The sequence below is a fragment of the Streptacidiphilus cavernicola genome, assembly GCF_042510955.1.
Taxonomy (GTDB): domain Bacteria; phylum Actinomycetota; class Actinomycetes; order Streptomycetales; family Streptomycetaceae; genus Streptacidiphilus; species Streptacidiphilus cavernicola.
Map to the genome: position 1 here is coordinate 70,009 of NZ_JBHFAB010000032.1, position 23,390 is coordinate 93,398.

The 23,390-nt window shown below is 72.7% G+C and carries 22 protein-coding genes and 1 riboswitch; of the genes, 14 read left to right on the forward strand and 8 right to left on the reverse strand.

Going from position 1 to position 23,390, the window contains the following annotated elements:
- The first annotated feature begins 1 nt into the window (after position 1).
- Both ACEZDE_RS30905 and ACEZDE_RS30910 read left to right on the forward strand, forming a co-directional pair.
- Positions 2 to 208 carry a hypothetical protein gene (locus ACEZDE_RS30905; protein ID WP_380543388.1) on the forward strand — a complete coding sequence of 69 codons (207 nt, stop codon included), beginning with the start codon at positions 2 to 4 and terminating at the stop codon, positions 206 to 208.
- Complete coding sequence (locus tag ACEZDE_RS30910; protein WP_380543391.1) at positions 172 to 1,446, forward strand: 8-amino-7-oxononanoate synthase; 1,275 nt, start codon at positions 172 to 174, stop codon at positions 1,444 to 1,446. Before ACEZDE_RS30905 ends, ACEZDE_RS30910 begins: the two co-directional genes overlap by 37 nt.
- On the opposite strand, the gene ACEZDE_RS30915 is transcribed toward ACEZDE_RS30910, so the two are convergent.
- A complete protein-coding gene (locus ACEZDE_RS30915) occupies positions 1,421 to 2,383 on the reverse strand; it encodes a hypothetical protein (protein ID WP_380543394.1) in 963 nt (320 codons plus the stop codon). The two genes, ACEZDE_RS30910 and ACEZDE_RS30915, sit on opposite strands and share 26 nt — an antisense overlap.
- 84 nt (positions 2,384 to 2,467) lie before the next feature.
- Here ACEZDE_RS30915 and ACEZDE_RS30920 point away from each other — a divergent pair, with 84 nt between their 5' ends.
- Complete coding sequence (locus ACEZDE_RS30920; RefSeq protein ID WP_380543397.1) at positions 2,468 to 3,460, forward strand: Gfo/Idh/MocA family protein; 993 nt, start codon at positions 2,468 to 2,470, stop codon at positions 3,458 to 3,460.
- 180 nt (positions 3,461 to 3,640) lie between these two features.
- Positions 3,641 to 4,363 carry a dienelactone hydrolase family protein gene (locus ACEZDE_RS30925; protein ID WP_380543400.1) on the forward strand — a complete coding sequence of 241 codons (723 nt, stop codon included), beginning with the start codon at positions 3,641 to 3,643 and terminating at the stop codon, positions 4,361 to 4,363.
- A gap of 131 nt (positions 4,364 to 4,494) precedes the next feature.
- Here ACEZDE_RS30925 and ACEZDE_RS30930 read toward each other — a convergent pair whose 3' ends face one another.
- From ACEZDE_RS30930 to ACEZDE_RS30950, 5 genes are read right to left on the reverse strand one after another with little or no spacing between them, the layout of a single operon-like run.
- Complete coding sequence (locus ACEZDE_RS30930) at positions 4,495 to 4,860, reverse strand: hypothetical protein (protein WP_380543403.1); 366 nt, start codon at positions 4,858 to 4,860, stop codon at positions 4,495 to 4,497.
- A gap of 43 nt (positions 4,861 to 4,903) precedes the next feature.
- Positions 4,904 to 8,965: a golvesin C-terminal-like domain-containing protein gene (locus tag ACEZDE_RS30935; protein WP_380543406.1), complete on the reverse strand. Its 4,062-nt coding sequence runs from the start codon at positions 8,963 to 8,965 to the stop codon at positions 4,904 to 4,906.
- Between the two features lie 19 nt (positions 8,966 to 8,984).
- Entirely contained in the window at positions 8,985 to 9,422 is a 438-nt protein-coding gene (locus ACEZDE_RS30940) for a hypothetical protein (RefSeq protein ID WP_380543409.1), read from the reverse strand.
- 16 nt (positions 9,423 to 9,438) lie between these two features.
- Positions 9,439 to 9,900, reverse strand: coding sequence for a hypothetical protein (locus ACEZDE_RS30945; protein ID WP_380543412.1), 462 nt, complete (start codon positions 9,898 to 9,900; stop codon positions 9,439 to 9,441).
- Positions 9,901 to 9,960: 60 nt separating this feature from the next.
- Positions 9,961 to 10,899, reverse strand: coding sequence for a hypothetical protein (locus ACEZDE_RS30950; protein ID WP_380543415.1), 939 nt, complete (start codon positions 10,897 to 10,899; stop codon positions 9,961 to 9,963).
- Positions 10,900 to 11,005: 106 nt separating this feature from the next.
- Between ACEZDE_RS30950 and ACEZDE_RS30955 the strand changes: the two genes are divergently transcribed.
- Positions 11,006 to 13,930, forward strand: coding sequence for an AfsR/SARP family transcriptional regulator (locus tag ACEZDE_RS30955; RefSeq protein ID WP_380543418.1), 2,925 nt, complete (start codon positions 11,006 to 11,008; stop codon positions 13,928 to 13,930).
- Between the two features lie 18 nt (positions 13,931 to 13,948).
- Here the strand turns inward: ACEZDE_RS30955 and ACEZDE_RS30960 are convergent, their stop codons facing one another.
- On the reverse strand, positions 13,949 to 14,368 hold the full coding sequence (locus ACEZDE_RS30960) for a C40 family peptidase (protein ID WP_380543458.1): 420 nt from the start codon (positions 14,366 to 14,368) through the stop codon (positions 13,949 to 13,951).
- A gap of 95 nt (positions 14,369 to 14,463) precedes the next feature.
- Positions 14,464 to 14,614: riboswitch (cyclic di-AMP (ydaO/yuaA leader) on the reverse strand.
- A 663-nt stretch (positions 14,615 to 15,277) separates the two neighbouring features.
- On the opposite strand from ACEZDE_RS30960, the gene ACEZDE_RS30965 reads away from it, so the two are divergent.
- The 8 genes from ACEZDE_RS30965 to ACEZDE_RS31000 all read left to right on the forward strand — a co-directional run bounded on the left by ACEZDE_RS30965 (position 15,278) and on the right by ACEZDE_RS31000 (position 21,991).
- Positions 15,278 to 15,580 carry an urease subunit gamma gene (locus ACEZDE_RS30965; protein ID WP_380543420.1) on the forward strand — a complete coding sequence of 101 codons (303 nt, stop codon included), beginning with the start codon at positions 15,278 to 15,280 and terminating at the stop codon, positions 15,578 to 15,580.
- Positions 15,581 to 15,606: 26 nt separating this feature from the next.
- Entirely contained in the window at positions 15,607 to 15,918 is a 312-nt protein-coding gene (locus tag ACEZDE_RS30970) for an urease subunit beta (protein ID WP_380543461.1), read from the forward strand.
- Positions 15,911 to 17,650, forward strand: coding sequence for an urease subunit alpha (locus tag ACEZDE_RS30975; protein ID WP_380543423.1), 1,740 nt, complete (start codon positions 15,911 to 15,913; stop codon positions 17,648 to 17,650). Before ACEZDE_RS30970 ends, ACEZDE_RS30975 begins: the two co-directional genes overlap by 8 nt.
- Positions 17,650 to 18,324 (forward strand): urease accessory protein UreF, encoded by a 675-nt coding sequence (locus tag ACEZDE_RS30980; RefSeq protein WP_380543426.1) that lies wholly within the window; start codon positions 17,650 to 17,652, stop codon positions 18,322 to 18,324. Before ACEZDE_RS30975 ends, ACEZDE_RS30980 begins: the two co-directional genes overlap by 1 nt.
- Before the next feature lie 9 nt (positions 18,325 to 18,333).
- Complete coding sequence (gene ureG, locus ACEZDE_RS30985; RefSeq protein WP_380543429.1) at positions 18,334 to 19,008, forward strand: urease accessory protein UreG; 675 nt, start codon at positions 18,334 to 18,336, stop codon at positions 19,006 to 19,008.
- Positions 19,005 to 19,769 (forward strand): urease accessory protein UreD, encoded by a 765-nt coding sequence (locus tag ACEZDE_RS30990; protein WP_380543464.1) that lies wholly within the window; start codon positions 19,005 to 19,007, stop codon positions 19,767 to 19,769. Before ureG ends, ACEZDE_RS30990 begins: the two co-directional genes overlap by 4 nt.
- On the forward strand, positions 19,766 to 20,260 hold the full coding sequence (locus ACEZDE_RS30995; RefSeq protein WP_380543432.1) for an NUDIX domain-containing protein: 495 nt from the start codon (positions 19,766 to 19,768) through the stop codon (positions 20,258 to 20,260). The genes ACEZDE_RS30990 and ACEZDE_RS30995 overlap by 4 nt, the downstream gene beginning before the upstream one ends.
- Positions 20,261 to 20,368: 108 nt before the next feature.
- Positions 20,369 to 21,991 carry an eCIS core domain-containing protein gene (locus tag ACEZDE_RS31000; protein WP_380543435.1) on the forward strand — a complete coding sequence of 541 codons (1,623 nt, stop codon included), beginning with the start codon at positions 20,369 to 20,371 and terminating at the stop codon, positions 21,989 to 21,991.
- Positions 21,992 to 22,126: 135 nt separating this feature from the next.
- On the opposite strand, the gene ACEZDE_RS31005 is transcribed toward ACEZDE_RS31000, so the two are convergent.
- On the reverse strand, positions 22,127 to 22,321 hold the full coding sequence (locus ACEZDE_RS31005) for a hypothetical protein (protein ID WP_380543438.1): 195 nt from the start codon (positions 22,319 to 22,321) through the stop codon (positions 22,127 to 22,129).
- 200 nt (positions 22,322 to 22,521) lie between these two features.
- On the opposite strand from ACEZDE_RS31005, the gene ACEZDE_RS31010 reads away from it, so the two are divergent.
- Positions 22,522 to 23,232: a phytanoyl-CoA dioxygenase family protein gene (locus tag ACEZDE_RS31010; RefSeq protein WP_380543441.1), complete on the forward strand. Its 711-nt coding sequence runs from the start codon at positions 22,522 to 22,524 to the stop codon at positions 23,230 to 23,232.
- Positions 23,233 to 23,390 lie beyond the last annotated feature (158 nt).

Consider the following 23,390-nt stretch of genomic DNA (forward strand, 5'->3'; position numbering starts at 1 on the left):
CGTGGAGCCCGAATCCGAACCGTACTGCGACGCGGACCGCCCGTCCGTCCCGGCGAGCCCGGCCGCCCCGGCCGGTCCGCGCACCGCGGCGGTCGCCGACTGCGTCCGCTGCGGGGAGCCGAGCGAGCATCCGGCCGACGCGGCCGGACTGCCGCTGTGCCCGCTCTGCGAGTGGCAGCAGGCGCAGCGCGGGGCGTGCTCGGGATGACCGGGACCGGCAGCCGGGCGGACCGGGCAGGAACAACCCAGGAGCAGACCATCGACCAGCACCCCGCCGAAGCCGCGTTCGACTGGCTGGACGCCGCCGCCGCGCGCCGCCGCAGCGCGGGCCTGGTCCGCACCCTCCGTCCGCGGTCCGCCGACGAGGAGCTGCTGAACCTGGCCGGGAACGACTACCTCGGCCTGGTCCGGCACCCCCGGGTGACCCGGGCCGCGGCCGACGCCGCGCTGCGCTGGGGCGGCGGCGCCACCGGCTCGCGGCTGGTCACCGGCAGCACCGCGCTGCACGCCGAGTTGGAGGCCGAGCTCGCGGACTTCTGCGGCGCCGAGGCCGCGCTGGTCTTCTCCTCCGGCTACACCGCCAACCTGGCCGCGCTGACCGCCCTGGTCGACCCGGACCCGGCCGTCGGCACGGTGATCGTCTCGGACGCGCTGAACCACGCCTCGCTGATCGACGGCTGCCGCCTGGCCAAGGCCAGGGTGGCCCGGGTCGCGCACCGCTCCCCGGACGCGGTACGGGCCGAGCTGGCCGCCCGTCCGGAGCGCCGGGCGCTGCTGGTGACCGACTCGGTCTTCTCGGTGGACGGCGACGCCGCCCCGCTCGCCGCCCACGCTGCCGCCTGCCGCGACCACGGCGCGGCGCTGCTGGTCGACGACGCGCACGGGTTCGGCGTGCTCGGCCCCGGCGGTCGCGGCGCGCTCGCCGCAGCCGGTCTGGCCGGAGACCCTGACCTGGTGTCCACGCTGACCCTGTCCAAGTCGCTGGGCTCCCAGGGCGGCGCGGTGCTCGGCCCGCGCCGGGTGATCGAGCACCTGGTGCAGGCCGCGCGCACCTTCATCTTCGACACCGGGCTGGCCCCGGCCGCGGTCGGCGCGGCGCTGGGCGCGCTGCGGCTGCTGCGCGAGGAGCCGCAGCGCCCCGAGCGGGCCCGGCAGGTGGCCGGGGAGCTGTCCGCCCGGCTGGCCGCGGCCGGTTTCGACGTCTCGGTGCCGGACGCGGCCGTGGTCTCGGTCCGGGTGGCGAGCCCGGAGGCGGCGTTGGCCTGGGCCGCGGCCTGCCGCGAGCGCGGGCTGCTGGTCGGCTGCTTCCGCCCGCCGTCGGTGCCGGACCGCTGGTCCCGGCTGCGGCTGACCGCCCAGGCCGACCTGACGGACACTCAGATCGAACGCGCGGTCGAGCTGATCACCGCGACCGCGCCGGTCACCGCGAGCGCACCGGCACGGTGAACATCGCGGTGTGGTCCTGGCCGTCCGTCCGGAACTGGACGAACACCCGCCAGTCGCCCGCCGAGCGGAACGTCCCGCGGAACTCCGCCGAGGGGCCGCCGGTCATCCCGACCGCCGGGGTGAGCGCGGTGAACGGCGCCAGCGCCTGGTCGGCCGCGTGCACACCGGTCAGCTGGCCGTAGCCGCCGTCCAGCGGCTCCAGCGTGTTGACCGGGACGTTCACCGTCCTGGTCATCGGCGGCACGCCCTGCACCGTCGGCCTGCTGACGCTCATCCGCAGCACGGCCGGGCGGCCCGCGACCGCCTGCCCGGTCAGCCGGACCAGCAGCCCGTCCACCGACGCGGTCGGCGATGCCGGGTCCAGCGGGCTGATCTCCGGGGTGCCGGGGACCAACAGGGTCCGGCTGAGCAGCAGCCTCGGCGGCAGCCCGGTCGGGCCCGGGTTGCTGTTCGGAGTGAACGCCACGTAGATCCGCCACTGTCCCGGGTCCAGCTCGCCGAGCTGCGCGCTCCACACCCCCTCGCCCAGATCGACCGGCACCGTGCGGCGCAGCCCGGTGAGGTCCGAGCGGACGGCGTAGACCCGGGCGGTGTCGGCGCCGCCCAGGAAGGAGGTCACCGCGCTGCCGTCCGGGGCGAGCACCTGGAACCGGTAGTCGACCGACCGGACCGCCGTCGGCTCGGGCGTGGCGGAAACCAGCCAGTACCCGTCGGCGGACGCGTCGAGGCCGGTGGCCGGGTCGGCGGTGGTGGCCGCGGCTGCCGCGGCGGCCCGAGCGGCGGTGTTCGAACCGGCGGCGTTCGCGCCGGAGGACGCCGCGTCCTGGGCAGCCGGGGCGGACGCGGGCTGCGCGGCGCAGCCCGCCGCCAGCAGCAGGGCGGCGCAGGCGGCGAGGGCGGGCGCGGTACGGGTGAGCGCGGTGCGGAAGGCAGACATGCCCTGCCTAACGCGGCACCCCGCTGCTACGGCACGGACCGGGCCGCGCTTCTCCCCGGAGTCGGCGAGTGGTGGGATGGGCCCATGACTCAGAAGATCCGATGGGGCGTCCTCGCCACCGGCGGCATCGCCGCCGACTTCACCCAGGACCTGAAACTGCTGCCGGACGCGGAGGTCGTCGCCGTCGGCTCGCGCAGCAAGGAGGCCGCCCAGGCCTTCGCCGACCGCTTCGACATCCCCCGCGCGCACGGCAGTTGGGCCGAGCTCGCGGCGGACGACGGGGTCGACATCGTCTATGTGGCCACCCCGCACCACGCCCACTTCGAGGCGGCGGCGCTGTGCCTGGAGGCGGGCCGGGCGGTGCTCTGCGAGAAGCCGTTCACCCTGAACGCCGCCGACTCCCGCGCGCTGGTCGGGATCGCCCGCAAGCACGGCTCCTTCCTGATGGAGGGCATGTGGATGCGCTGCAACCCGGCCGTCAGGAAGCTGCTGGCGCTGGTCGCCGACGGCGCGATCGGCGACGTCGGCACGGTGCACGCCGACTTCGCCTTCCCCGGCGACTTCGCCCCGACCCACCGGCTGCGCGACCCCGCGCTCGGCGGGGGAGCGCTGCTGGACCTCGGGGTGTACCCGGTCTCCTTCGCGCACCTGCTGCTCGGCAGCCCGGACACGGTCACCGCCTGGGCCTCGCTCACCCCGGAGGGCGTGGACGCCAACACCGGGATGCTGCTCGGCTACGACTCCGGCGCGCTGGCGACGCTGAGCTGCGGCATCACCTCGGCCACCCCGGGCCGCGCCTTCGTCGGCGGCTCTGCGGGCCGGATCGAGGTCCCGCCGCTGTTCCTGCGCCCGGACTCGTTCACCCTCTACCGGGGCACCGGCGACGACGTGGAGCCGGAGGTGTTCCGGATCCCCTACACCGGCATCGGCTTCGTCCACGAGGCCGAGGAGGCGATGCGCTGCCTGCGCGAGGGCCTGGTCGAGAGCCCGCTGATGCGCTGGCAGGACACCGTCGAGGTGATGGAGGTGCTGGACACCGTCCGGGCCCGGATCGGGGTCCGCTACCCGGGGGAGTGAGAGCCGGAAAACCTTTTGGCGGACCGCGGCGACCCTGTTACCCTTCCGGAGGCCGTGCGAGAGAACGAGGAGGTGGTACCCGTGAACGCAGTGACGACATGGGTGCTCCCCTCTGGGGCCACGGTCGGGCGATAGGTCGTCCGGGAGCGCCGTTCCAGAGCACTCCCGAAAGGTACGACCATGGAATTCACTTCTGAGCAGCGGCTCGACGGCGACGTCGTCGAGCGCGAGTTCACCCTCGGCGAGATCCCCGGCACGCTGTGGACGCCGGGCTCGGCCGGACCGCTCCCGCTGATCCTGATGGCCCACAACAACGGCCTGCCCCGGCGGGAGCCCCGGCTGGTGGCCCGAGCCCGGAAGACCGCGGCCTTCGGCTACGCGGTGGCCACCATCGACGCCCCCGGGTGCGGTGACCGGCCCCGTTCCGCCGCCGCCGAGCAGGCCCGCGCCGACCTCCGCCGGGCGATGCAGGCGGCCGAGCCGGTCGACGAGATCTTCGAGTCCCTCGTCGGCCCGCTGGTCGAGAACGCGGTCCCGGAATGGCGGACCGCCCTGGACGCCCTGCTCGACCTGCCCGGGATCGAGGGCCCGGTCGGGTACTCGGGCTGGACCGCCCTCGGCATCCGGCTGGCGGTGACGGAGCCGCGGATCGCCGCGGCCGGCCTCTTCGCCGGGGGCTATGTGCCCCGGGCCCAGCGCGAGGAGGCCCGACAGGTCGGCATTCCGCTGCTGTTCCTGCTGCAGTGGGACGACCAGGGCAACCCCCGGCAGCGGGCGTTGGACCTGTTCGACGCCTTCGGCAGCAAGGAGAAGACGCTGCACGCCAATCTGGGCGGGCACGTCGGCACCCCGTGGTTCGAGCTGGAGGACGGCGGCCGGTTCTACGACCGGCACCTGAAGTGACGCACCGTGAGGTGACGCACCGCCCGCGGCCCCGCGGCGGGCGGTAGCCGAGCCGCACCACCGCCCCGCCCGGGTCGGTACCAGCCGTCCGGCGGTACCGACCCGGGCGGGGTCGGCGTTCGGTCAGAGCGTCACGGGCACTTGGGGATGCTGCCGTTGTGGAACGCGGCGGCCCCGTCGGCGTAGGGCGCGAAGACCCAGCCCTCGATGTAGTCCTCGCCGCTCGGGTAGACCTCCGTCACCGCGTGGTACCAGACGTCGCCCGCGTTGCCCACGTTGCCGCCGACGGTCCAGCAGTTCACCTGGACCGCGTCCTCGGCGTGCAGGTCGGGCGCGACCTTGCCGGCACTGGCGTTGGGCGCGGAGTAGACGCCGACGGTGCGGGTCAGGTCGATCATGCTGTCGGCCTGGGCGGTGCCGGCCGCGATGCCGACGGCGGCAGCCGCCGCGAGCAGCACCGTGCCGGACGCGACGGTCCGCTTGAATCGTGTGGTCATGTTTCTTCCCCCTGGGGATTGGGTGGTGGAGCGCCGTTCGGCGCTAGTAGCCGGCCGCGGTCAACGCTGCGCTGAAGATCAGCGAATAGCGGTCGGTGCCTGTGTTGTTGGGGTGGAACGACTCCCGGCTGACGCAGAGCCACTGGCGCGGGTCGGGCGAGGCCGGGCAGGAGAAGTCGCCGCCGGCCGTTGCCGGTGCGGAGACGACCTGGTTGATCCCGCTGGTAGTCGGTCCGCAGACCCGGTATCCGGTGAAGTAGGCGGGGCTGCTCTCCGCCGACCAGAAGCTGAGCCGGGATCCCACCGACGGCCCGGCCGCCGCCGCGGCCACGGCCTTGGCCTCCATCGTGTCCATGTCCCCGGCCCAGGTGTCCAGTTGGGTGGCGGCGTCGCTGGCGACCAGGTTGTCTCCGCAGCTCACCCCGCCGCTGCCGAACAGCTTCGGATAGCCGAGCAGCACGATCTTGGCGTTGGGAGCCTTCCCGGCGATGTCCTGCAGCAGGGTGGTCAGGTTGCTGCCGACGTTGTTGATGTTCGTCGTGACCGAGGAGTCGGACGGGCATCCCAGCAGCACGCACTGCTGGATCGTCTTCGAGAACTTCGCGTCGTTCCCGCCGATGGTGAGCGCCACCAGGGTCGTGCTGCTGTCGAGGTAGCCGGCGTCGAGCTGCTGGACCTCGTGGAACTCGCCGTCGGAACCGAAACTGGGGCCGGTGCTGAGGGCGGGGTCGAACTCCCAGGTCAAGGCGCCCGAACAGGCGGTGGACTGGAAGTCCAGGCTGCTGTTGAAGGCGTCGGCGAGGGCTCCGACCGGACCGCTCCGTCCGGGCAGGGTGGTCTTGCGGAACCAGGAGTTCTGGCTGCGGTGGCAGGCGTTCCAGGTCTCGCTGGACGAGCTGTCGGACACCTGGTCGGCGTAGGGGCCGTTGTCGGTGCCGGGCAGATAGGGCTCGGCGCCCTCGCCCGAGGTGTACGAGTCGCCCATCTGCACCACGACGTCCCGCGGCTTCGCCGGGAGCGGCTGGAAGGCGACCGAGTCCCAGGCGATGTCCATCGAACCGTCGCCGTCCGGGGTGGCGTTGGTGAGGCTGACGCTCTCGCCGCCGCCCGAGGAGTCGAACGAGAAGACGCCCAGCTCGACCCACTGGTTGTAGGCGCGGTGCGCGTTCACGTACCGGGTCTCCGGGAGGCCGCTGCCGGTGCTGACGGTGTACGGCGCCTCCTGGGTCATCGAGGCGATGTCCGGGAGGTGGACGTAGACCTTGGCCCAGCCGTCGATGGCGGGCGGGGTCCAGGTGCCGACCACGGTGTCGGCGGTGTCGGAGGGCGGACGGGTGTGCGCGAACCAGGTGTGGCCGCCGAAGCCCACTCCGAGCTGATGGAAGTCGATCTTCCCCGGATAGTCGATCGGGTCGGTGCAGGACACGTTGCAGCTGTTCGCGGCGTTGAACCGGATGCCGAACGAGCCCTGGTCGGTCCAGGTCTGCGTGCACGAGGCGACGCTCGGGACGTCGGTCGACCGGACCACGATCGACCCGGTCGGCGGCGCCGCGCCGTACGAGTCGGAGGACGGCGATCCGCTCGCGGTGCCCAGCGCCCGGCAGTCCGGCGGATCGATGTCGGTGCCGGTCGGCACCGCGCTGGCGCTGGTGTAGGTCGGATTGCTGGTGCCGCAGTAGGTGTCGCAGGCGGTCCAGTTCCGCGGCAGGTGCCACCAGCAGTGCAGATCGGCGTTGGTGCAGAGGCCTGCGCTGTCGGCCGTGCCGTTGGCGTCGGCGGCGGCGTTCGGCTGGCACAGGTCGTCGCTGGTGCAGAACGCCGAGAACGGCGGCAGTGCGGGGCCGGCGCCGGCGCTGCCGGCGGCAGCGGCGGCGTAGGCGGGTCCCCACTTCCCACTGGCGTAGTTGAAGCGCGGGACCGGCGAGTAGGCCCACCCCATCACCAGCTCCTGGTAGGGCCAGTGGTTCGGGACCTTGGTGTCGGCGGCGGAGTTGGTGAAGGTGCCCCGGTCGGCCGGGTAGACCGGGTTGGCGGGGTTGTTCGCCCAGCCCATGCCCCAGTTCCCGGCGCCGTCGGTGCAGGTCGGGCTGGGGGTGCAGCCGGTGCTGTTGCCCAGGGCCGCACCGGGCTGCACCCCGGAGTTGTAGGCCCAGACGGCGAAGTACCAGTTCTCGATGTACTGCGCCCCGCCGTCGTTGGCGACGATCCCGGCCGCCTTCAGCTGGTTCCACTTGTCGATCAGGAGGTTGAGGCTCGCGGCGATGTTGGAGGCGTAGTCGGTGGCGATCGCCTGCTGCTGCTGGGCGGTGGTGTAGCTGCTGCTGCCGTCCGCCACGTCGGTCCCGGCCGGGGTCGACATCTGCATGCCGGTGGTGACCTGGCCGACGCCGTAGCCGCAGTCCGCGGTGGACCAGTCGGAGCCGTTCCCGTAGAAGCCGCCCTGGTTCACATTGCCGGTGATCGCGTCCGGGGCGTGCGGGCTGGCCTGGAGGGTGTTGGACTCCTGGGCCAGGATGCCCAGCAGCACCTGCGCCGGAACCTGGCCGCCGCCGGAGAGCGGTTGCAGCGGGAACATGCCCTGCGGAGTCCAGGGGACGCTCATCCCCGAGCCCTCCCAGCCGGCCGCCCTGCTCCGGGTCAACTGCCCCTGGACGGCGAGGTCGGCGGCCCACTCCACCTGCTGGGCGGTCGCCTGGTAGGTCTGGATGCTCGGGTCGTTCCTGGCCACCGCACAGGCCCGGTCGGGGTCGTAGGTCTCGGTCGCGGCGTCGGTGCTGGTGGCGGGGGTGGCCTTGGCGGGGGTGGCGGTCTTGGCGGCGGACCGGGTCGCGCCGGTACCCGCCGAGGCCGCCGACCCCGACGTACCCGCCGAGTCCGGCAGCGCCGGGGACGGGCGTGCGCCGCCGCTGTCGGTGCCGGCCTGCGGCAGGACCCGCATGGAGACCTGGGCACCGCTGCCGATCGCCTTCGCCTGGATGCTCACCGGCAGCGGGCTGTCGTTGCTCTTGCCGTCGGTCTCGGCGGTGCCGGAGGCGTTGTCGGTGTTACTGGAGCCGGTGACCACCAGGCCGCCGGTGGTCGAGGGCTCCGACTCGGCCGGTGCGGCCAGACTCTTCCACCCCTTGGCTGCAAGGCCGTTGACGTTGACCTTGGCGGCGGCCGGGCCGACCAGGAAGACGTGCCCGCCGGAGCCCTTCAGCTGGACCGCGCCCAGCTTGGCGGTCCCGACGGTGCCGGCCCGGCCCCCGGCCAGGCGTCGGACCTGGACCTGCCCGGCCGCGGTGGGGACCTGGTAGCCGAGCGCACCCGAGGTGTCGACCGCCAGCCGGAACGGGATCCCGGACTCGTGGGTGAGGGTGCGGATGCCGCCGCCCTTCCCCACCGAGACCAGCTGGTCCCCGCGCGCGGCGGCGACCGCCCCTCGGTAGGGCAGGGCCGAGGTGAGCTGTCCGGCCACGGTGCTCTGCTGGGTGACCCGGCCGGTCGCGGCGTCGACCACGCGCAGGGTGGTGCGCGCCGCACCGGTCGCGGCGTCGGTCACGGCGGAGGACAGGACCGCGGACTCGCCGTTGCCGCAGCCCGGGTCGTAGTAGGCGAGACCGGCCAGGAACGGCAGCTTGCGGACGGCTCCCGAGGTGAGGTCGACGATCGCGGCGAAGGCCCCCTGGTCGAACTGCGTTGAGCGGGTGGCGAACCGTCGGGGTGCGTAGACCACGAACGCGTACCGGCCGGAGGCGGTCGAGCACGCCTGCCCGATCCACTGGTCCGTGTCGAACCCCGGCTCCGACAGCGACGCCGCGGTCCGCCAGGAGTACGCCTTCGAGGCGTCGGCGACCAGGATGTGGAAGCCGCTGGCGTCGCCGATGGCGGTCATCGCCCGGTCGGACGAGGTCCGCCAGCCGGAGCCGAGCGCCGAGTCGGGCGAGGGGACGCCGTTCGGCACCGCCGCCGCCGTGGCCGACCCGGCCGGCGCCGGTGCCGGTGCGGCGGCCGGCGCCGCGTGGGTCGCGGCGACGGTGGTGCCCGCGTCGAGCGAGGCGGCCAGGCCGACCACCATGGCGATCGCCAGCCCCCGGCGGAATACGGAGCGGTGTGATCGAAGCATTGTTCCCCCTTGCGACCGCCTACCAGGCGGAAACGGAAGCGTCCTGGTTGTAGAGGCCGTTTCCGAGCTGGTAAGGCGTGTCTCCGTCGAGGATCGTGTAATGGGCCCCGCCGTAATTCGAGTTGTACCAGACCGCGACGGTGTGGCCGCCGAAGTCGCCGTTGTACACGGTCGCGGTGTTGTTCTTGACGCTCCGTCCGAGACCGTTGCACGCGGTGGAATTGTTGTTGATATTGCAGTTCGAGAACTGCGAGGACTGGAGGTCGCTGATGCCCTGCCAGCCGGCCGGCGGGTTCCACAGCATGGTGGCGCCCTGGCCGCCCGAGTTGTAGTAGAAGCAGACGTAGGAGCAGGGCCCGGCGGCCACCCCGGTCGCCGAGGCGGGCTCGGCGAGCAGTGTGCCGCAGGCGAGTGCGGCGGCGGTCAGGGCACCTATCGCGGTCTTCTTGAGCAGCATGTCTTTCCGCCTTTTCTCAGTATTGCCAGGAGAGCGATGCGTCCTGGTTGTAGAGGCCGTTTCCGAGCCGGTAGGGCGCGTCCCCCGGCAGTAGCTGGTACACGGCGCCACCGTAATTCGAGTTGTACCAGATGTTGGTTTTCACGACCGCTGTGGAATAGGTGTTCGAGGCCGTCGCCGCATGGTTCTTGACGCTCTGGTTCTGGCCCGCTCCCGAGCTCATGAACGTGTAGGGCAGCAGATTGGGGACATTGCTGGTCCCGGTTCCCTCGGTGCCGTTGACTCCGCCGTTGAACCAGAACGCGGTGCTCGACCCCTGCTGGCCGGAGTTGAACCAGAGGCAGGTGATCGAGTCGTAACTGGTGCCGGCCGCGTTGAAGCACCCCCAGGTCGGAACCGCCTGGGCGGGCACGGCGCTGAGGAGGACGGCGCCCGCGGTGGCGACGGCGGCTGCGGCGCTGATGAGTCTGACTCTCATGCGACTGCTCATTTCTACTGATGGGGTCTCAACTGGTTGTTGCCGGTCGGTTCGGGCGGGCTACTGCGAGGACCCGAGCAGGGTCGCCGCGGTCCTCAGTTCCTGCCGCATGGTGGCCTGCGCCTGCCGCAGCGCCTCGGCGTTGGCCTTGATCGCCGCGCCCTGGTAGGCGGACTCGACCGAGAACCAGACGCCGACGAGATTGGTCCGCTGCTTGCAGCCGACGTCGGCCCGCGCGGTGGCGATCTCCGCCGCGCTCGGTGCGGCGGAAGCCGACCAACGGGGGTCGTTGGTGGCGGCGTCGGGGTTCGGGTAGTGGTAGCCGTCGGCCCGCATGCAGGCCGACCAGGCGGCGAAGGCCTTCAGCACCCGGGCGTCCGACTGCGACCTGGCGAAGCTGTCGGCCTGGATGCTCTCGGCGATGTCCGGGTCGCCGTACCGCCCGTCCTTGCCGCCGAGCTCGGTGGTGGCCTGGCCGTTGCAGCCGCCGCTGGGCACGCTCCGGCCGTTGACCTGCCCGCCGGGCACGCCGGTGAGCACCGCGGCCATCGCGGGCGTCACCTTGGGCGGGCTCTGGGACGGTGCGGCGCCCTGCTGCTGGCGCTCCATCTCCACGGCCATGAAGTGGTAGCCGTACTGGGCCTGTTCCGGCGTCATCACGCCGTAGCGCGACTCGTTCGCCGGCAGCGCCGCGTGCGCGGCCGAGGCGGTCGACACGCGGTAGCCGAAGCCGTAGCGCTTCATGCAGGCGGCGACCAGTTCGCTGTGCGCGGCCACGAGCTGCGACGACTGGGCGTCGCTGAAGAGATAGGGCGCCACCGGGAGGACCAGCTCCGAGGGCCCGGACGGGGTCGCGGTCGTGGTGACCGGCAGCGGGGCCGCCGCCGCCCGCGGAGTCACCGCCGCCGGACGGCCTCCGTCGGCGGCACTGGCGCAGCCGGCCACCGCGGTGGTCAGCAGCAGTGCGGCCACAGCGGTCGCGGCACGGTCGCGGCGCATGGTCATCGAACTCCCTCCGGTGGTTCACAGCCCGCGATGACGCTATGGACAGGAATCCGTCGGTCGTCCTAGATTCGTCCTAGAGCGAGGTCTGCCGGGGGAGACGATGAGATTCGGTGTGCTGGGGCCGCTGCATGCCCGGATCACCGGGCGCGAGGTCCGGCTCGACGGACCGCGGCAGGCCAAGATGCTGGCCGCGCTGCTGGTCGACGCCAACAACGTGGTCCCCATGGAGCGGCTGGTGGCCGTGATGTGGGACGAGCGGACCCCCGCCACCGCGGTCCGCCAGGTCCAGGACGCGCTCTCCGGGCTGCGGCGGAACCTGGCCGCCTGCGGGGCGCCCGGCTCCCTGATCAGCACCCGGCGCGGCGGCTACCAGATCAACCTGGCCCCGGACCAGCTCGACCTGCTGGAGTTCGACCACGAGCGCCGGCTCGCCGAACGGCACCAGTCCAGCGCCGAGACGGCCCTCGCGCTGCGGCGCGCGCTGGCCTGCTGGCGCGGCGGCGCCCTGGTCGACGTCTCCAGCCGGGTCCTGGAGTTCGACGCGGCCCGGCTGAACGAGCGACGCGCGGCCACCCACAAGCGGTGCCTGAGCCTCGAACTCGACCTGGGGCGCCACCGCGAGGTCGTCGAGGAACTGACCGCCCTGTCCCGCGAGCACCCCTACGACGAGCACGTCGCCGAGCACCTGATGGTCGCCCTCTACCGGTGCCGCCGCCAGGGCGAGGCGCTGCAGGTGTACGAGCGGCTGCGGCGGACCCTGGCCGGCGAGCTCGGCGTCGACCCCACCCCGCTGATCCAGGCGCTGCACCGGCGCATCCTGGTCGCCGACCCGGCCCTGGCGGCCCCGGCGAACGGCTCCGCCGACGCACCGGAGGGCCCCGGCCCGGCGGGCGCCGAATCGGACCTGGCCCTGCCGGTGCGTCAGCTGCCGCTCGACGTGCCCGACTTCGTGGGCCGGGCGGACGCCCTGGCCGAGGTCGCCGGGCTGCTCGACGGATCGGCGCCGAACCGGGCCCCGGTGGTCGTCGTGGTGGGCGGTCCCGGCGTCGGCAAGTCCTGCCTGGCGACCCATGCCGCGCGGCTGGCCAGCGCCGCCTTCCCGGACGGCCAGCTCTACCTCAACCTGGCCGGCACGTCGGACGAGCCGCGGGACCCGGCGCTGATGCTGGCCGAGGCGCTGGGGGCGCTCTCGATCGTGGGCAGCGCGATCCCGAACGGCCTGTCCGAACGGGCGGCGCTCTACCGCTCGTTGCTGGCGGACCGGCGGATGCTGGTGGTGCTGGACGACGCCGGCCACGCCGACCAGGTGCTGCCGCTGCTGCCGGGGGCCGACGGCTGCGCCGTCCTGGTCACCAGCCGCACGCTGCTGACCCAGCTCCCCGGCGTCCGGCACCTGGACCTGGACGTGCTGAGCCCGGCCGAGGCGCGGGAGCTGTTCATCGGCATCGTCGGACGGCGCCGGGTCGACCGGGAGCCGGCCGAGGCCGACGCGATCCTCGCCTGCTGCGGCAACCTGCCGCTGGCGATCCGGATCGCCAGCGCCAAGCTCACCGGCCGCCCGGCCTGGTCGCTGCGGGTGCTGCGGGAGCGGATCGAGGACGAGTCCCGGCGGCTGGCCGAGCTGAGGATCGGCAACCTCAGCGTGCGGGCCAGCGTCGAACTGAGCCTGCGGCTGCTGCCGGCCGACGCGGTGCGCGCGCTGGGCCTGCTCGGCCTGCTCGGCGCGCACACCCTGCCCGGCTGGGTGCTCGGCCCGCTGCTGGACCGCCCGGACGCCGAGGAGGTGCTGGACACCCTGGTCGACGCCAGCCTGGTGCGGCTGACCGCCACCGACGCCGTCGGCCAGCCGCGCTACCGGCTGCACGACCTGATCAGGACCTGCGCGGTGGAGGTCGCCGCCGAGCTGCCCGAGGCGGACCGGCGGGACGCGATGGTCCGGGTCCTGTCCGCCTGGCTCGACCTGGCCGGGCGTGGCACCGAACGGCTCCCGGCCGGGCTGCTGGTCGGCGAGCCCGGCTCGGCCTCGCGCCGGTCGCTGCCGGACCCGGTGGTGGAGCGGCTGCTGGCCGACCCGGTCGGCTGGTTCGACGCGGAACGCGAGACCCTGCTCGGCGCGGTGAAGCTGGCCGTGGACTGGGGCCTGGACGAGCTGGCCTGGGAGCTGGCGGCCGGCACGGTGACCTACTACGACCACCGGTGCCTCTACCAGGACTGGGAGCACGGGCACCGGCTGGCGCTGGCGGCGGCCGGGACGGCGGGCAACGGCCGCGGCGCCTCGGTGCTGCTCCGCGGCCTCGGCCAACTGCAGATCTACCGGGACGAGTTCGACGAGGCGACGCGTTCGCTCGAGTCTTCCGTCGAACTGTGCCGGGACGGCGGGGACAAGCGCGGCGAGGCCCTCTCGGTGGCGATGCTGGGCACGGTCAGCCGGGTGCGCGGCCGTTACGCCGAGGCCGCCGAACGGGTCGAGCAGGCGCTGGCCATCGCGGTCGGTGAGGGCGACCGGCACCTGGAAGCGCAGCTGTCCTGCTCGATGGCCGTGATGCGGCTGATGCAGGGCGACCTGGACGAGGCGGAGTCCTGGTTCGGCGACGCCCTGCGCCAGGCCAGGGCGCTCGACGACGGGCACCGGGTGGCGGTCGTGCTGCGCCGGGTCAGCCGGCTGCACGACCAGCGCGGCGACTCGGACCAGGCGCTGGACTGCCTGTGGCAGGCGCTGGCCACCTTCGAGGAGCTGGCCGACGAGCGCTGCGCGGCGTACACGCTGCTGGAGGTCGGCCGCGTCTACGCCGGTCAGTACGACCGGGAGCGGGCGGTCCCGGCGCTGGAGCGCGCCGCGGACCTGTTCCACCGGCACGGCGACCGTCAGGACGAGTCCGCCTGCTGGCAGCTCATCGGCGACCTGGACGCCGCCGCCGGCGACCCCGGGTCGGCCCGCCGCAACCACGAGCGGGCGCGGCGGCTGTGGCAGACCATCGGCGACCAGCACCAGCCGAACACCCTGGAGCCGCCGTCGTCGCCGTGACGGCGGCCCCAGGAGGGGTCACACGCGGCCGTAGTAGACCGACTTGGTCCAGATCTTCTCCAGCCGGACCCTCGCGCCGGTGTGCGGGGCGTGCCAGATCTTGCCGTGCCCGGCGTAGATGCCGACGTGGTAGACCGAGCGGCCGGAGTGGAAGAAGACCAGGTCACCGGGGCGCAGGCTGGCCTTGGAGATGTGGTGGACCTTGTTGTACTGGGCCTGCGCGGTACGCGGCAGGCTCTTTCCGGCGTGCTTGAAGGCGTAGTACGTCAGGCCGGAGCAGTCGAAGCGGGTGGGGCCCGCCGCGCCGTAGACGTACGGGTCGCCGTGCTTGGAGGCCGCGATGCCCAGGGCCTTGGCCTCGATCGTCGCGGCGTCCGCGGTGCCGCTGGACAGCAGCGTCCCGCCGGCCACGGCGGCCAGGGTGAGCACGGAGGTGATGCCCGAACGCCAGCGGCGGCTGTTGTTCCTCGCCGGGGCGGAGGCGGTGGGGCTGTCCTGTTTCTGGGCATGAGTACGAACGGACGCAGTCACGCGTTTCCTTCCGGAACCGCCTACGAAAGGTCTCCCTGTCGGGTTCGGGCTCCGAAAGCTGCCCGGCCACCGTGTGGCTTCACCCCAAGGGACGGTCCGGCCGTCCCGTCGTGATTGGGTCTCCCGCTCTCGCCTGTCAGGTGGTGTGCACCTGGCGCCCGACCGGTGGCGAGACTCGGCGTCCGGCCGGACCGCCCCGCCACGGTGGCGAGGACTTTTGCTGTTCGGCGGACAGTATTGCCAGTTTTTTATGGGATCTTCACGTTCCCACGGCCTTTTGTGACTCTTGTCACCCGCAGTTCCACGGAGTGCCCGGATGCGGACGCTGCGCGTTCGGACGATCTAATTCCGGCTATTTTCAAGAGGGTTGACAAATTTCACACTGGCTTTGGGAATAGCCTCTGACCTGCGGCTCGTCGGCGATCATGGCCGAATCGCCTACCAATGATCCGCCTAATCGAGGCGTGTGACACTCACTCGGACGAGTGATCTTCCGCGAATGACGGACGCTCATATCCCGACCCTCTTGAGGCTGTTCCGACATGTTTTCCGGCTTCGGCGTGTCGCACCGCCGCGCCGTGTCGCCCCTGCCGCCCGGCGGCCCCGGTCCGCTAACGTGTCGCCACACGATCACCACCCCCGGGGTGCGGATCGGGCGTGGTGGCGGCGGGCAGTGCGGCCCGTGTGCGACGCCGTCCACGCCCGGTGCCCCCGCCGCGCGCCGGGGGCACCCCGCGGCACGGCGTCGTGCCCGCGTCCCCTCCCCGGGCTGCCGCGGCGGCCCGGGACGGCCCCGCACAGAGGTGCAACGCCGACATGAGACTCTCCCCGCACGAGCAGGAGCGCCTGCTCATCCATGTGGCCGCGGACGTCGCCGGGGCCCGGCGCGCACGCGGACTGCGGCTGAACCACCCCGAGGCGGTGGCGCTGCTCACCGTCCACATCCTGGAGGGCGCCAGGGACGGCCGTACCGTCGCGGAGCTGATGCGCTCCGGCCGGACGGTGCTGACCAGGGAAGACGTGATGGAGGGGATCCCTGAGATGATCCCGGACGTCCAGGTGGAGGCGACCTTCCCGGACGGGACCAAGCTGGTCACCGTCCACGAGCCGATCGCATGAGCGCGGCCCCTGGCTCCCCGGGCCCGCTGGTCCCCGGTGAGATCCTGCTCGGCACCGGCGACATCGCGCTCAACCCCGGCCGCCCGGTCACCGTCCTGGCCGTGGTCAACGCCGCGGACCGGCCGGTCCAGGTCGGCTCGCACTACCACTTCGCCGAGGCCAACCCCGGTCTGGAGTTCGACCGGGCCGCCGCCCGCGGGCAGCGGCTGAACATCCCGGCCGGCACCGCCGTCCGCTTCGAGCCCGGCATCCCGGCCGAGGTCGAGCTGATCCCGCTGGGCGGGCGCCGCGAGGTGTTCGGCCTGCGCGGCGAGACGAAGGGAAGCCTCGATGACTGACCCCCGCCCGGCGCTGACCCTCACCCGCCGCCGCTACGCCGACCTCTACGGGCCGACCGCGGGGGACAGGATCCGGCTGGCGGACACCGACCTGCTGATCGAGATCGAGCAGGACCTCAGCGCCGGCGGCGACGAGGCGGTCTTCGGCGGCGGCAAGGTGATCCGCGAGTCGATGGGCCAGTCCCGCGCCTCCCGCGCCGAGGGCGCCCCGGACACGGTGGTCACCGGAGCCGTGGTGCTGGACCACTGGGGCGTGGTCAAGGCCGACATCGGCGTCAGGGACGGCCGGATCACCGCCCTCGGCAAGGCCGGCAACCCGGAGACCATGGACGGGGTGCACCCCGACCTGGTGATCGGCCCGGAGACCGAGGTGATCGCGGGCAACGGCAAGATCCTCACCGCCGGGGCGATCGACGCCCATGTGCACCTGATCTGCCCGCAGCTGTTCGAGGAGGCGCTCGCCTCCGGCATCACCACCCTCCTCGGCGGCGGCACCGGGCCCGCCGAGGGCACCAAGGCCACCACCATCACCCCCGGCGGCTGGCACCTGGCCCGGATGTTCGCGGCGGCGGAGCAGTACCCGGTCAATCTCGGGCTGCTCGGCAAGGGCAACACGGTCAACACCGAGTCGATGCGGGCGCAGCTGCGGGCCGGGGCACTGGGCTTCAAGATCCACGAGGACTGGGGCGCCACCCCGGCCGCCATCGACGCCTGCCTCACCGTCTGCGAGGAGTCGGGCGCGCAGCTGGCGATCCACACCGACACCCTGAACGAGGCCGGATTCGTCGGCGACACCCTGGCCGCCATCGCCGGACGCGGCGTCCACGCCTACCACACCGAGGGTGCGGGCGGCGGCCACGCGCCCGACATCATCACCGTGGTCTCCCAGCTCAATGTGCTGCCCAGCTCGACCAACCCGACCCGTCCGCACACCCGCAACACCGTGGACGAGCACCTGGACATGCTGATGGTCTGTCACCACCTCAGTGCCAACGTCCCCGAGTACCTGGCCTTCGCCGAGTCCCGGATCCGCCCGTCGACCATCGCGGCCGAGGACTTCCTGCACGACCTGGGCGCGATCTCGATCATCAGCTCGGACTCGCAGGCGATGGGCCGGATCGGCGAGGTGGTCATGCGGACTTGGCAGACCGCCCATGTGATGAAGCGCCGCCGCGGCGCGCTGCCCGGCGACGGCTGGGCCGACAACCTCCGGGCACGTCGCTATGTCGCCAAATACACCATCAACCCGGCGGTGGCGCAGGGCCTGGACGGCGAGATCGGCTCGGTCGAGACCGGAAAGCTCGCCGACCTGGTGCTGTGGACCCCGGCCTTCTTCGGGGTCAAGCCGGACCTGGTGATCAAGGGCGGCCAGATCGCCTGGGCCCAGCTGGGCGACGCCAACGCCTCCATCCCCACCCCGCAACCGGTGCTGCCGCGGCCGATGTTCGGCGCCATTGGCCGCGCCCCCGCCGCCAACAGCCTCAACTTCGTCACCCAGTCCGCCCTGGACCACAGCCTGCCCGAGCGGCTCGCCCACGACCTGGGCATCGGCAAGGCCTTCACCGCGATCCGGAACACCCGCGGCGTCACCAAGGACCACCTGCCCGAGAACACCGCCCGGCCCCACGTCACGGTGGAACCGGACACCTTCACCGTGCGGATCGACGGCGAGGTGGTCGAACCCCGACCCGCGGCCGAACTGCCGATGGCCCAGCGCTACTTCCTGTTCTGATGGTCAATCCGGCCCTGCTGATCCTCACCGACGGCCGCTTCCCGGCCGGCGGCCACGCCCACTCCGGCGGCGCCGAGGCCGCCGTGAAGGCGGGCCGCATCCACGACACCGCCACCCTCCGGGCGTTCTGCACCGGACGCCTGCACACCGCGGGACTGACCGCCGCCGCGCTCGCCGCGGCGGCGGCCGGCGGCCTCGACCCGCTGCTCGCGGACCAGGCCGCCGACGTCCGGATGCCCTCCCCGGCGCTGCGGGCGGCCTCGCGCAGGCTCGGCCGCCAGCTGATCCGGGCCGCCCGCACGGTCTGGCCCGACCCCGCCCTCGACCAGCTCGCCGCGGCCCGCCCGCGCGGCGCGCACCAGCCGGTCGTGCTCGGCCTCACCGCCGCCGCGGCCGGACTCGTCCCGGCCGACGCCGCCGCTGCCGCCGCCTACGAGAGCGTCTCCGGACCGGTCACCGCCTGCGTCCGACTGCTCGGCCTCGACCCGTTCCAGGCCACCGCCGTCCTGGCCCGGCTCGCCGAGGACCTCGCCGAGGTGACCGACCGTGCCGTCCGTGCCGCCGCCGACGCCCTCGCCGACGGCGTCGACGCCCTCCCGGCCGCCTCCGCACCCCTCCTCGACCTCTACGCCGAACAGCACGCCGCCTGGCCGCTGCGGCTGTTCGCCTCCTGAAGGAGCACCATGCACCGCGACCACGACCTGCCTGCCCCGCTGCCCGGCACCGCCCCGCTGCGCGCCGACGGCCGCCGCCGCGCCCTGCGGATCGGCCTCGGCGGCCCGGTCGGCTCCGGCAAGACCGCCACCGTCGCCGCCCTGTGCCGGACCCTGCGCGACGAACTCTCGCTCGCCGTCGTCACCAACGACATCTACACCACCGAGGACGCCGAGTTCCTGCTCCGCAACGCGGTGCTGCCGCCCGAGCGGATCACCGCGGTGGAGACCGGCTGCTGCCCGCACACCGCGATCCGGGACGACATCAGCGCCAACCTCGAAGCCGTCGAGGACCTGGAACACGAGGTCGGCCCGCTCGACCTGGTCCTGGTCGAGAGCGGCGGCGACAACCTCACCGCGACCTTCAGCAAGGGGCTGGTCGACTTCCAGATCTTCGTCATCGACGTCTCCGGCGGCGACAAGATCCCGCGCAAGGGCGGCCCCGGCGTCTCCGGCTCCGACCTGCTGGTGATCAACAAGACCGACCTGGCCCCGCTGGTCGGCGCGGACCTCGCGGTGATGGACCGCGACGCCAAGCTCCAGCGCGGCGAACTCCCGGTCGTCTTCTGCTCCCTGGTCGCCGAGGACGGCGTCGCCGAGATCGCCGCCTGGGTCAGGGACCGGCTGCGCGCATGGACCGCATGACCGGCCCCGGGCCCGCCGGGGTCCATGCCGTCGCCCGGATCACCGCCGCCCCGGACGGACGCGGCGGCACCGCCCTGCCGCTGCTCGCCGGGGACGGCCCGCTCGCGCTGCGCCGGGTCCCCCACCCGGACCCGGCCGCCGCACAGGTCGCCGTCGTCGGCGCGATGGCCGCGCCGCTCGGCGGGGACCGGCTCCGGATCGAGGTCCACGTCCGCGCGGGCGCGCGGCTCCGGGTCGGCTCCACCGCCGCCACCATCAGCCTGCCCTCGCGCACCCCGGCCCCGGCCCACTATGACCTCGACCTGCGGATCGACGACGGGGCGGTACTGGAATGGCTCCCCGAACCCGTGGTCGCCGCCACCGGCAGCGAGCTGCGGATGACCACCAGGGCCCGGATCGCCCCCGGCGGCCGACTGCTGCTCCGCGAGGAGCAGATCCTCGGCCGCACCGGCGAGCCTCCGGGCCGGATCAGCTCCCGGCTGACGGTGTCCCACCCCGGCACCGTCCTGGACCAGCAGACCGACACCGGCGTCCCCGGCCGGAACGGCCCCGCCGTCCTGGCCGACCACCGCGCCTTCGGCCAACTCCTGCTCTGCTCCGACACCCTGACCTACAGTCAGCCGACCTTCGACCCCCGGGTCGAAGCCGCCCTGCTGCCTCTCGCCTGCGGCACCGCCGCGCTGCTCACCGCCGTCGCCCCGGACGGACTGCTGCTGCGCCGGGCCCTCGACCACACGACCTTCGCTACGATCGCCGGATGAGCATCGAGCGCGCGGCCCGCCGAGCGGCCCGGATCCTGGTCCTCGACCCTGACGGAGCGGTGTTCCTGCAACTGCACGACGACCCCGAGGTCGGCCTGCACTGGGTGCTCCCCGGCGGCGGCCTGAACCCCGGCGAAGACGCACTCGCCGGGGCGCTCCGGGAGACCGTCGAGGAGACCGGTTGGACCGACGTCGTCCCCGGCCCGGCCCTGTGGACCTGGGAGCACGACTACACCCGCAAGGGCGTGCCCACCCGCCAGCACGAGGTCGTCTTCCTGGGCGCGGCCCCGCGCCGCGACCCGGTCGGCGACCTGGCCGAGTCGTTCCGCCTCGACGGCATCATGACCTGCCGCTGGTGGACCCCGGCCGAGTTGGAGGACTGCCCCGACGTCCTCTGGCCGCCGAGCCTGGTCGCCCTGATGGACGACCTCCACCGGCACGGCCCGCCGGACCAGCCGATCGACCTCGGCTATCTCCCCAACCTGCCCTAGGCAGCAGGGTTGCCCCCAGGTGTGCACCTGTGGACCTGTCCGCCGGGCCCTCGGCACTGGTAGACGTGGTGGTTCAGGTGGTGACCGTCTTTGCAGAGAGGACCTCGCGTGCGCGCCTTGCGTCAGGGGTACGGCCGGACAGCGGACAGCGGCTCGGGGGAGTCGGCCGGCAGGCCGGCGGCGGCGCCGTTGAGCGGCGCCTGGATCCAGCGCATCCAGCACGCCGCCGCCCCGCGGACGGACGCCGCGGACCACGCGCAGGTCCAGCGGGCCGCCCTGGAGCTGGGGATCAACTCTCCGGCCGAGCCGCTGGAGCAAGGCCTGCGCACGGAGATGGAACAGCGGTTCGGCGGAGCCGACTTCAGCGGCGCCCTGGTCCACAAGGGGCCGCAGGCGCGGGAATCGGCGGCCGTCCTGGAGGCCAAGGCGTTCACCAGCGGTCCGCACATCGTCGTCGGCGGCGAACTGACCAAGAAGGACTGGGCCCACGAGCTGGCCCACTTCGAGGACCAGCAGCTGGGGCCGGTCCCGGGGACGGACAACGGGGCCGGGGTCAGCATGTCCAGCTCCGACGACTCGGGCGAGCGCCACGCCGAGCACAAGGCGGACCAGGTCATGGGCGGCCCGGCGCCGGTGCAGCGCAGCGCCGCCGTCCCGGACCGGGACGACAGGAGTCCCTCCGGGCAGGGACCGACCGTCCAGCGGCTCCACGTCATCAAGGCAGGCTCCGCGGAGTACCCCACCAAGCACCCTGACTCCGAGGACTTCTTCGTCGGCCAGGAAAAGAACAAAGAGCGCAGCTGGTTCGACGAGCGGTCGGCCAGTGCGCCGCCCAAGCCCCATCTGGTCTACAAGGGCGAGGTGGACCTCGCCGTGTCGGACGCCTTCGATCTCGCCGTGGAGCACGCGGGCGCCGGGCAGGAACCGAAGACCTTCTTCGCCACCGACAAGCAGTTCAGCGACTCGGTCAAGAAGCTTCCTGGCGCGCACAAGGGCAGGGGCCTTTCGCTCTCCAAGACCGGCCGTTATCTGACCATCGACGGGGCCGGAAGGAAGGTCACCCTCTACGAGATCGAGCCCAAGTTCCGCAAGGAGAAAGGCGGAGACAAGACCAAGGGCCTGGACGTGCTCGTCCCGCAGCGGTGCAACGAGATGCTGGGGCTGGTCACCGGCAAGTACGCCATGGCGCGCGCCGCCGACAGCCAGTACTGGGACGTGCTGGAGAAATTCCTGGTGCGCCTGGAACCGGAGGGCGGCTGGAAGGGCAAGTTCCAGGAGGCCATGGCACGCGGCGGCGAGGGGGACTCGCAGAGCTACCTTGAGATCACCTACGCCATGAGCGGGCGCTTCCAGCACCTGGTCCAGCAGGACGCCGCGAAGGCCGAAGCGGTCCTCAAGGAACTGGGGATCAACAAGCACGCCCCCACCCCCAACGTCGGCGACGGGATGACGACCATGGCGCAACCCGACGCCAACCAGGCCGAGAGCATGGCCGACAGCGTCCCGTTCCACTTCGGGGGCGCCATCGCCAAGAGCGGAAAGGACTACATCACGATGGAGAACTACTACCGCGAACAGCACGAGGACAGCGTGAGTACCATCAGCAGGAACGACCCGCTGTGGTACTTCCGCATGTACGGCCAGGAGGCCGGCCGCACCTGGCACGAGGGCTGGACGGGTGGAGGAACGACATTCCTGGGCGCGACCATCACCCTGACGCTGCGCCGCTGATCGGATGGGCCCCCAAAGGCGACTGCCGATCGCGAAGGAGCCACCGGACCCGCAGATCGTCGCCCGCCTCCACCTCCTCCAACGGTCCGCCGGAAACGCCGCCGTCGTACGGGTGCTCCGCTGACGGACGACCCCCTAGCCGTGGTGCCCGCCGCCGACCGCGTGCCCGTCGAACCCGCCCGCGTGGTGGTGGCCGCTGTGGTGGTGATGCGCCCCGTGGTGTCCGCTGTCGACACTGCTGTCCGGCAGGAACGCCCCGCCGTCGCCCCCCGACCCGGAGCGGCGGCGGTCCGAGCGCAGCGACCGCGTCAGGGCGGACAGGAGGGCCATCGCGATGATCGCAAACACGACGAAGAAGAAGAAACCAGGCATTGTGCTACCCCCGTAATCAAGCGGCCCAGCGGGCCGTTGGGGACAGCGTGCCCAGCGCCCCTCCCCGTGTCACGCAAATTGATCGAGATCTGAGCTTGTTGTTTTCCGCCCCCGGAAAACCATTCGCCCGACCAGGGGCCCCGACCTACCGTGGCCCCATGCTGGATCACGAGCAGTTGGCGGAGTTCGCCGAGCGCGGGTACCTCCTCGTCCCTGACGCGGTGCCGGAGCACCTCCTCGCCGCCGCGTCCCGTGCTGTCGACGGCCTCGAACCCCCGCCACCCCAACTGCAGGGCCCGCACCACCACTTCCTCGACGCCGCCCAGTACCCTCCCCTCCAAGCACTGCTGACTGACAGTCAAGCCTTTTCCCTGGCCGAGTGCTTGACCGGCCCCGGCACCCTCGACGTTCCCCCGCAGGTCCAGGTAGCGCTGAACATCCCGCCGTTCCCGCACCGGCCCGGCATGCACCACATCGACGGGGCGCCGCATGAGCCGGACGGACGCCCGGGGACGTTCACCCTGCTGGCCGGCATCCTGCTGACCGACCAACTCAGCAACGACATGGGCAACCTCTGGGTCTGGCCCGGCACGCACCTGACCCACGCCGCGTACTTCCGCGAGCACGGCCCGGAGGCGTTCTTCGACGCCAACGGCTACCCGCCGATCGCCCTCCCCGAGCCCGAGCAGATCACCGGCCGGGCCGGGGACCTACTCTTGGCCCACTACCTGCTGGGCCACAACATCGGCGGCAACACCTCCACGGCCACGCGCTGCGCCGTCTACTTCCGGATCAAGCGCACCGGCCACGATCCCCACTGGCGCGCCTTCCTGCAGGACCCCTGGTTCGACTACGCCCCCTTCCGCTGACCCGAGCCCCGGACGAAACTGCGGCGTGCGCACCGCGCCTTTTCACCCCCTACGCACGGGAGGGGGTGGGACGGGGCGGGGTGGTCGCGGCAGGGGCCGTCAAAGCGAGAAACGGGTGCGAGCGGCGTAACAAAGGCACCTCGACTCCAAGCACCCGT